Source organism: Sulfurivirga sp. (assembly GCF_015490265.1).
Taxonomy (GTDB): domain Bacteria; phylum Pseudomonadota; class Gammaproteobacteria; order Thiomicrospirales; family Thiomicrospiraceae; genus Sulfurivirga.
Genome location: NZ_WFYD01000086.1, coordinates 1 through 8,451, shown reverse-complemented (window position 1 = coordinate 8,451; position 8,451 = coordinate 1). Strand labels below are relative to the sequence as shown.

Annotated in this window: 10 protein-coding genes; 5 read left to right on the top strand and 5 right to left on the bottom strand. The window is 62.2% G+C overall.

The annotated features are described in order from the left end of the window. Positions 1-678: lytic transglycosylase domain-containing protein (locus F8K16_RS05905; protein WP_294948199.1), on the bottom strand; the 678-nt coding region annotated here is incomplete at its 3' end. Between the two features lie 383 nt (positions 679-1,061). Continuing rightward, positions 1,062-1,847 carry a hydroxyacylglutathione hydrolase gene (gloB, locus tag F8K16_RS05900; RefSeq protein WP_294948197.1) on the bottom strand — a complete coding sequence of 262 codons (786 nt, stop codon included), beginning with the start codon at positions 1,845-1,847 and terminating at the stop codon, positions 1,062-1,064. A gap of 48 nt (positions 1,848-1,895) precedes the next feature. On the opposite strand from gloB, the gene F8K16_RS05895 reads away from it, so the two are divergent. Genes F8K16_RS05895 through F8K16_RS05885 form a run of 3 tightly spaced genes read left to right on the top strand, consistent with a single transcriptional unit; the run spans position 1,896 to position 3,978 of the window. Then, positions 1,896-2,666, top strand: a complete 771-nt coding sequence (locus tag F8K16_RS05895; protein WP_294948195.1) for a methyltransferase domain-containing protein — start codon at positions 1,896-1,898, stop codon at positions 2,664-2,666. Further along, positions 2,663-3,100, top strand: a complete 438-nt coding sequence (gene rnhA / locus F8K16_RS05890) for a ribonuclease HI (RefSeq protein ID WP_294948193.1) — start codon at positions 2,663-2,665, stop codon at positions 3,098-3,100. The genes F8K16_RS05895 and rnhA overlap by 4 nt, the downstream gene beginning before the upstream one ends. Then, complete coding sequence (locus F8K16_RS05885; protein ID WP_294948191.1) at positions 3,097-3,978, top strand: M23 family metallopeptidase; 882 nt, start codon at positions 3,097-3,099, stop codon at positions 3,976-3,978. Before rnhA ends, F8K16_RS05885 begins: the two co-directional genes overlap by 4 nt. Here F8K16_RS05885 and sfsA read toward each other — a convergent pair. The 3 genes from sfsA to dnaQ are packed head-to-tail and all read right to left on the bottom strand — an operon-like array spanning position 3,935 to position 6,665. Continuing rightward, positions 3,935-4,654: a DNA/RNA nuclease SfsA gene (gene sfsA, locus F8K16_RS05880; protein WP_294948189.1), complete on the bottom strand. Its 720-nt coding sequence runs from the start codon at positions 4,652-4,654 to the stop codon at positions 3,935-3,937. The genes F8K16_RS05885 and sfsA overlap by 44 nt on opposite strands. Further along, a complete protein-coding gene (locus F8K16_RS05875) occupies positions 4,651-5,940 on the bottom strand; it encodes a GGDEF domain-containing protein (RefSeq protein WP_294948187.1) in 1,290 nt (429 codons plus the stop codon). The genes sfsA and F8K16_RS05875 overlap by 4 nt, the downstream gene beginning before the upstream one ends. A gap of 5 nt (positions 5,941-5,945) precedes the next feature. Further along, complete coding sequence (gene dnaQ, locus F8K16_RS05870) at positions 5,946-6,665, bottom strand: DNA polymerase III subunit epsilon (RefSeq protein ID WP_294948185.1); 720 nt, start codon at positions 6,663-6,665, stop codon at positions 5,946-5,948. 50 nt (positions 6,666-6,715) lie between these two features. On the opposite strand from dnaQ, the gene F8K16_RS05865 reads away from it, so the two are divergent. Continuing rightward, entirely contained in the window at positions 6,716-7,144 is a 429-nt protein-coding gene (locus F8K16_RS05865) for a peptidylprolyl isomerase (RefSeq protein WP_294948184.1), read from the top strand. After that, positions 7,144-8,451 (top strand): helicase-related protein (locus F8K16_RS05860; RefSeq protein WP_294948181.1); only part of this gene is annotated, 1,308 nt, incomplete at its 3' end. The genes F8K16_RS05865 and F8K16_RS05860, both read left to right, overlap by 1 nt.

Below are 8,451 nucleotides of genomic sequence, written 5' to 3'. Positions count from 1 at the left end.
GCTGCTGCCGACGGATGCGGCCAGCAGGTCGGGGGCCTTTTTCAGCGCCAGCTCCAGTCTGCCGGCCGCATCCGTCGGCAGCAGCAGGCGGTGGGGACCGTCAGGCGGCGTGTAGGGGCGGCGGTAAGCGGCGTTCAGCCGGGTGAATACTTCAGGCTTCACATCAGCTTTCTGTTGCGCCCGCAGCAGATCAATCTGGCTGGAGAAGGTGAGCTGCCGCACGGTCGGCTTGAGCGCGATGCGGGGCAGCTTGTCCGTCGGCAGGGACCGGATGGCGCTCAGCACTGCCAGCAACTGTGGCACGTAATTGCGTGTCTCCATGGGCAGATAGGGCTGGATCTGCCAGAAGCTCCCTGCCTCACGCCCGTTGTGACGCCTGAACTGTTTCTGCGCCTGCCATACGTTGCCCAGACCGGCATTGTAGGCGGCCAGCGCCAGCAACCAGTCTCCCGTCTGCCGGTGGAGCTGCTGCAGGTAGTCCAGTGCCGCCCGGGTGCTGGCCAGCGGGTCGAGCCTTTCGTCGATCCACCAGTTGACCTTCAGGTTCAGCTGTCGCGCGGTGGGCCGGGTGATCTGCCACAGGCCGGCCGCTCCCTGCCAGGAGCGCGCCTCCACCTTGTAGCCGCTTTCCACCACCGGCAGCAGGGCCAGTTCCAGCGGCATGTTGCGGCGTTTCAACTCGGCAATGATAAGAGGTGCAAATGGGCGCGCCCTTTCCAGCACTCGTTGAAGATGCCGCGGATGGCGTAACAGATGGTCGCGCCACCGGGCGAAGTGATGCGAGTCATGTTGCCGGTCCCAGTCAGTGCGCTGGCGCAGCAGCGTGACAAGCTCCGTGGCAGGTTGTTGTTTGTATCGGACTGCCTTTGCGGTGGGACGGGGCGCCTTTTCAGGTACGGCGGCTCTGTGTGTTCCGTCACGTGGAGTGGCGTCAGTCGGCAGTGGCTGTGTCGGAGCGGCAGAGGCCTGCTCCGGTCGAGGTGTGGCGGGTGTATCCGGCCGTATTGGCAGGTACTGGCAGCCGGTCAGCACCAGCAGTGCCATGAGTGTGCCGATTCGTTTCACAGGCGCGGCTCCAGCTCGCCGGTGGCGTCCAGTTCGTCCTTCCAGCCCCGCAGGGTGGCGAACAGGCTGGCGTCGTCATGCCCGGCGCCACGATTCAGCAGTGTTTCCCTCAGAGGAGACAGGTCAAAGCGCAGGAAGGGGTTGGTGCGTTTTTCAAGACCCAGGGGGGCCGGCACGCAGGGCTGTCCTGCCCGGTAGCACTCAATGGTCCGCCGCTTGCGCTCGGCAATGTTCTGATTGTCCGGCTCGGCAATGGCGGCGAAATGGATATTGGCCCAGGTGTATTCGTGCCCGCAGTAGAGCAGGGTGTCATCCGGCAGGGCACGCAGCTTTTTCAGTGACATGGCCATCTGCTCAGGCGTGCCTTCGAACAGGCGGCCACAGCCGGCGGTGAACAGGGTGTCGCCGGCAAACAGCGCCCGGGCATTCCAGTAGGCGATGTGGTCCAGTGTATGTCCGGGTGTTTCCAGAACATTCAGACTCCAGCCATCCAGCACCACCTTGTCGCCCTCTCGCAGCGGATGGCTGATGCCGTTAAAACGGCTGCTGGCCGGGCCGTAGACGGGCACGGCCGTGTCGAGCTGTTCAAGAAGATCCGCCACGCCCTGGGTGTGGTCGTAGTGATGGTGGGTGATGAGGATGCCGGCCAGGCTCAGCCGGGCAGATTCCAGCGCCTCCAGCACAACGGTGGCGTCGCCCGGATCCACCACCCAGGCACGCCCGTTTCGGCTCAGCAGCCAGATGTAGTTGTCGTCCAGTGCGCGCAAGCCTTGAATCTGCATGGTTGGCCTATAATGCATGGTTTGGCGGGCCATTTTATCAGGACGGACATGGCGTTTCAGTGGCAGGCATTTCTCAATCACTGGTACCGGCATGGCGGCAACCGCGCCGCACTTTCCGCCGTGGAAGCGCTGCTGGCCGATCAGGTGACGCACCTGTTCGGTTTCTATCTGGTGCAGCTGGGCGCGCCCTGGCCCCATGACGTCTTCGAGCACAGTCCCATCGACACACGGGTGCTGTGCGCCGAGCGCCCGCAGCGTTTTGACGACATGGAGACGGTGGTGGCCGATCTGGATTACCTGCCTTTCGGTCGCGAGAGTCTGGATGCCGTGGTGCTGCCCCATACGCTGGAGGCGGTGGATGACCCCTATCATCTGCTGCGGCAGGTGGACAACATGCTGGTGCTGGACGGTCATGTGATCATCGTGGGCTTCAATCCGCTGAGCCTGCGCAATCAGCGTCTGCGCTGGTTCGGCCGGGACCGTGCAGTGTTCCGGCGGGCCAACTGGCTGCGCATGCACCGGGTGATCGACTGGCTCAACCTGCTCGGATATGAGATCAAGCTGGCGCAGCATACGCTGATCCGTCGCCCGACGGGCAGCAACGTGCCCAGGGTGCAGGAGCGCCTTGAGTATGCGCTGGAAAAGGGGGCGCTCCATCCGGGGCGGCTTTACGCCATTGTGGCGCAGAAACGCTCGGCGCCGCTGACACCCGTGGGGCTCAACTGGAAGCTGGCCAACTGGCTGCCGGTCAACAAGGGCGCCTGGGTGCCCAGTCGGCGGGTCGGTCATGCCTGGCACAGGAGAACGCAACAGTCATGAAGAAGGTGGAGCTGTTTACGGACGGCGGCTGCCGTGGCAATCCGGGGCCGGGGGGCTGGGGTGCGCTGCTGCGCTACGGGAGGCATGAGAAGGAGCTGTTCGGCGCCGAGCCGGAGACGACCAACAACCGCATGGAGCTGACAGCCGTCATTGAAGGGTTGCGGGCGCTCAGAGAGCCGGTGGAGGTGACGGTGACGACCGACTCACAGTATGTCAAGCGGGGGGTGACCGAGTGGTTGCCGCGCTGGAAGCAGAACGGTTGGAAGACGTCGGACCGAAAACCGGTGAAGAACCGGGATCTGTGGGAAGCGCTGGATGCGGAGCTGCAGCGCCACCGGGTGCACTGGCGCTGGGTGAAGGGGCATGCCGGTCATGCCGAGAATGAGCGGGTGGACGCGCTGGCCAATCGCGCCATGGATGAGCTGACATCATGAGAGGTATTTTTTTCCTCCTGCTGCTGTGCTGGTCATGGATGTCCCTTGCTGCTGCGAGCGAGCCGGAAGCAGTGCGTGTGGAAGGGGTGCTCAAGCCGGGGGGATGGGCGGTTGTCACGGCGCCGGCCGGCAGCAAGCTCCATTATGGCGGTCACGTGGTGAAATTTGACCGGCTGGGTCAGCTGCCGGTAGGGTTCGCGCGCGACAGTCATTCACCGGCGCAGCTGGTGGTGAATTTGCCAAATGGCGGCAAGGTTGTCCGTCAGATTACGCTGGCACCACGACACTATGACATTCAGCGTATCAATGGTCTGAAGAAGAAGTATGTTTCGCCGGATCCGAAGACACTGGCGAAGATCCGCGCAGATATTGCCGCGGCACGGGCGGCGCGCAAACGCTTTCTGCGGCAGGTGGCCGGCTGGCGCGAGCGCCCTTTCCTCTGGCCGGTGGGGGGCATCGTCACAGGTGTCTATGGCTCGCAGCGGATTCTCAATGGCAAACCGCGCCGGCCCCATTTCGGGGTGGACATTGCCGCGCCGAGGGGCACGGCGGTTCATGCGCCTGCCGATGGGGTGGTGACGCTGGCGCAGAAGATGGTGCTCAGTGGCAATACGCTGATGATCGACCATGGCTATGGCCTGCGTTCCACCTTCATGCATCTGAGTCGCCTGTTTGTCAAACCGGGAGAGCGGGTCCGCCGCGGTGAGAAAGTGGCAGAGGTGGGGGCCACGGGGCGTGCGACCGGACCGCATCTGCACTGGGGCATGAGCTGGTTTTCCACCCGGCTGGATCCGACCACCTTCGTGGGGGTGGCGGTCCACAAGGGGGATCGGGTCAGGGCGCTGACATCGACAGTGGAACGGCCCGCAGGAAAGTGATGCCTTCCGGTGTGGCTTCGAACAGCAGTGGATAGACTTCAACGCCTGCCTCGACCGCGCGGCGCAGCAGTTCGGAATAGGCAGGATCAATCTCCCAGGCCGGACGAAAGGCATGGGCGTCACGGCGCTGGATGGTGAAGATCACGGCTGCCCGATCACCCGCCGCCACACGGTACGTCAGCTCACGCATGTGCTTCTGGCCACGGGTGGTCACCGCGTCCGGAAACAGGGCGAGACCGGCTTCATCAACGGCCGTGACGTTCTTCACTTCAACGTAGCAGTCGGGCAGACCGTCACCCTGCAGCAGCAGGTCGATGCGGCTGCGTTCCTCGCCATAGCGTACTTCGCTGAGAAGCCGCTCATAGCCGGACAGCGTCGGCAGGCGTTTCGCCTCGATGACCTCACGGGCCAGAGCATTGCTGCGGCCGGTGTTGACCCCGACGCAGACGCCGGTTTCCAGTTCTGTCAGCTCCCAGGTGTAGCGGGTCTTGCGTGGCGTGTCCGGGCCGTGGTCCAGCAACCAGATGCGGCTGCCCGGGGTGCTTACACCCAGCATGCTGCCGGTGTTGGGGCTGTGGGCGACGACGGTTTCGCCGTTTTCCAGACGCACGTCTGCCAGAAAGCGCTTGTAGCGGCGCAGCAGGGTGCCGGGCGTCAGGGGGTGGGCAAACTTCATGAGGTGCCAAGGCGGCGGCACAGCACCGTGTTGTGTTGTTTCTTGCCTTCATAAAGCAGCTGATCGGCCTGGCGGTAGAGGGTTTCGGCATCGGGCGGGTTGTCGACCGTTGGCGGCAGGCAGATGACGCCCCCCGTGAAGGTGACGATATGCTCCGGCGGGTTGTCCGGGTGCGGCAGGCGGCGCTGGCGCAGTTCTTCCAGCAGGGCTCTGGCATGGGCGAAACCGGCGTCTTCCGTCCGGGCTGTATAGATGACCGCCAGTTCCTCGCCGCCGATGCGGAAGACGAGGTCGCTGCTGCGGCGGAAGTGGTTGAAGATCAGGCGGGCTACGTCCCTGAGCAGTCGATCGCCTGCAGGGTGGCCGAGCGTGTCGTTGTAACGCTTGAAGTGATCCAGATCGATCAGCATCAGGCAGAAATGTTCCCCTTTTCGGCGAGCGGCGTTTATCTCCCGTTCGAGCAGTTCGTCGAACAGACGGCGGTTGTACAGCCCCGTGAGGGGATCGTGCACCGCTTCTTCCTCGCTGTCGATGAGCGCGGTGATGTCATCAAGCAGATAGAAATGCCAGCGCTGACCGAACATGTCCTCCAGGTCGGATTTCCAATACTGGAACCAGAGCGTCGGCTGGAGGGTGCTTCCACGCGTGCAGGCCAGGTGTTCGAAATGGATCAGATGGGGATTTTCCCGCGCCTGAGGTGGATCAAACGTAAAAAACCGCTCCAGCGGCTGGCCGATGAGCTGCTTGCGCTTTCCTCCGAGAGCCTTGACCAGACCGGCGCTGACGGCATGAATGACGCCTTTGGGATCGGTTTTCAGGTAGAGGGTCATGCGGTCGATGAGCTGTTCGCGCTGACGCAGCTCGAACATTTCGTTGCGCGCCTTGAGCAGGTGTTCTGTGAGGCAGACGGTTTCCCCCAGGGTGTCCAGAGCCAGTTCGAAGACTTCCGGTGCCACCGGATGGATGATCATGTGACCCTGAAAGCTGTCACCGGAAAAGTGCAGCTGCACGCTGTCGTTGATGCGTTCCACCGGACGGGTACATTCGGTGTGCAGCCTTTCCAGAAGGTCGTTGTGAGCGGGATGGAAGAAGCGCATCTTGTGCTCATTCGGCAGGCACAGCTGGACGGCGCTTCGTTCGGCGTTGAGGATGGTGGTGACGAATGTCATGACCTCTGCGAAGAACTGTTCCAGCGTCTCGGCCTGCATGAGGGTGTGATTGAGGGTGGAGACCGCCTGCTGATAGCAGCGCAGCAACAGCGATGCGGGAATGGTCTGCTCGTTCATTTTGTTTACCAGTCAATCTGTTGCCCAGACTTTTTTGACAGCATGTCAAGATAGTTTTGGTGGGCGGAGAGTTCATCGGCATGCGCACGGACGACGGGGATGGCAATGGCTGTGGGCCGGTTGGAGATGGTCGTTTCCCGGGTGGCGGCTGAAGAGGTGTCCTCGGTATCAAGCAGCAGGCTTTCCTGCCCGCCGGTCATGGCCAGATAGACGTCGGCGAGAATCTCCGAGTCGAGCAGGGCGCCGTGGAGGGTGCGGTTGCTGTTGTCAATGCCGAAACGCTTGCACAGGGCGTCCAGATTGACCCGCTGACCGGGGAAGCGCTGGCGTGCCAGCACCAGGGTGTCGGTGATGGTGCAGTGGTCTTCAAGACGGCCCCAGCGGTTGTCCTTGCCCAGCAGAGAGAGTTCGTAGTTGATGAAGCTGACGTCGAATTCGGCGTTGTGGATGATCAGCTCCGCACCGCTGACAAAGTTCATGAATTCTTCGACGATGTCGCGGAAGGTGGGTTTGTCGGCAAGGAATTCGTTGCTGATGCCGTGCACCTGCAGGGCTTCTTCGTCCACTTCCCGTTCCGGGTTGATGTACTGGTGGTAGTGTTCGCCCGTCAGGCGTCGTCCAACCAGTTCAACCGCGCCGATTTCGATGATGCGGTGGCCTGACCAGAAGTCCTTCTGGCCCTTGTTCATGCCGGTGGTTTCGGTATCGAGGACGATCTGGCGCATAAGGTATAATTGCGAATTCCTAAAAAACATAAATTATAGGTGATGATGACATGCCCCGTATCCGCAAAGGCAGCTATGTGAAATTCCATTACGAACTCCGCGACGACAAGGGTGAGCTGATCGAGTCCACCTTCGGTGGTGAGCCCATGGACTATGTTCACGGTGAGGAGCAGATCATTGAGGGACTGGAGGAGTTCCTTGACGGGGAGGAGCCAGGCTTCGAGGGGCGGGTGACCATTCCGCCGGAGAAGGCGTACGGCGAATATCGCAATGACCTGGTGGTCTATGCCGGGCCGGAGAACTTTGACGATTCCGTGGAGCTGCGTGAGGGTGAGGTGGTGGAGACCACCGACCCGGATGGCCATCCGGTGCAGTTCCGCATCACCCGCATTGAGGAGGACAAGGTCTATCTGGACGGCAATCACCCGCTGGCGGGCAAGACGCTTGAATTCAAGGTGGAAGTGGTCGACGTCGAGTGATGGTCTCATCGGAACGCACGTTGGAAAAGGGCGCGCAAGCGCCTTTTTTCGTTCCGGACCCGCTGCCGGACGATGCTGATGGATTGCGTCAGCTGATTGAGCGCTGGGCGCCCACCCGTCAGCGCCACCGACTGCTGCGCCAGCTGGAAAAGGACGGGGTCTCCCCTATTTTTAAGGAGCGGTTGCACACCGCGCTGGAAAAAACCGCAAAAAGGCTGGAAAAAAGGCCGGAAAGCCTGCATTTTGACCCGGAGCTGCCGGTCAACCAGCGGCGGGAAGAAATTGTCGAGCTGATCCGCAGCCATCAGGTGGTGGTCATCGCCGGGGAAACCGGCTCCGGCAAGACGACGCAGATTCCCAAGCTGTGCCTGGAAGCGGGGCAGGGGGTGCGGGGGCTGATCGGCTGCACCCAGCCGCGGCGGCTGGCGGCCCGTTCCGTGGCTCAGCGTCTGGCAGAAGAACTGGACTCGAAACTGGGGGAGCGGGTCGGCTATCAGGTGCGCTTCCATGAGCAGGTGGGGGATGATGCCCTCATCAAGGTGATGACCGACGGCATTCTGCTGGCTGAGATCCAGAACGACCGCTGGCTCAGCCGCTATGACACGATCATCATTGACGAGGCACACGAGCGCAGCCTCAACATCGACTTTCTGCTCGGCTACCTCAAGCGGCTGCTGCCGAGGCGGCCCGACCTGAAGGTGATCATCACCTCCGCCACCATTGACACCGAGGCCTTCTCGCGCCACTTCGACAATGCGCCGGTGATCGAGGTGAGCGGTCGCACCTGGCCGGTGGAGGTGCGCTACCGTCCGCTGGAGGCGGTGGAGGACGACGCCGGCAACCGTTTCGAGCCGAGCATGACCGACGGCATCATCGCCGCGCTGGACGAGCTGGCCGAAATCGACCCGTTCGGGGATGTGCTGGTGTTTCTCGTGGGGGAGCACGATATCCGTGAAACCGCCGAGGCGATCCGCAAGCATGGGTTGAAGAATACCGAGCTTTTGCCGCTCTATGCCCGCCAGCCGCTCAGCGAGCAGCAGAAGATCTTCCAGACCGACCCGCACAGGCGACGGGTCATTCTGGCCACCAATGTGGCGGAAACCTCACTGACCGTGCCCGGTATCAAATTCGTCATCGATACCGGTCTGGTGCGCATCAGTCGATATTCCCCAAGACTCAAGGTGTTGCGGCTGCCTGTTGAGAAAATTTCTCAGGCGTCTGCCAACCAGCGCAAGGGGCGCTGCGGTCGGGTGAGCGAGGGGGTATGCATCCGTCTCTATTCGGAGGAGGATTTCAACGCCCGTCCG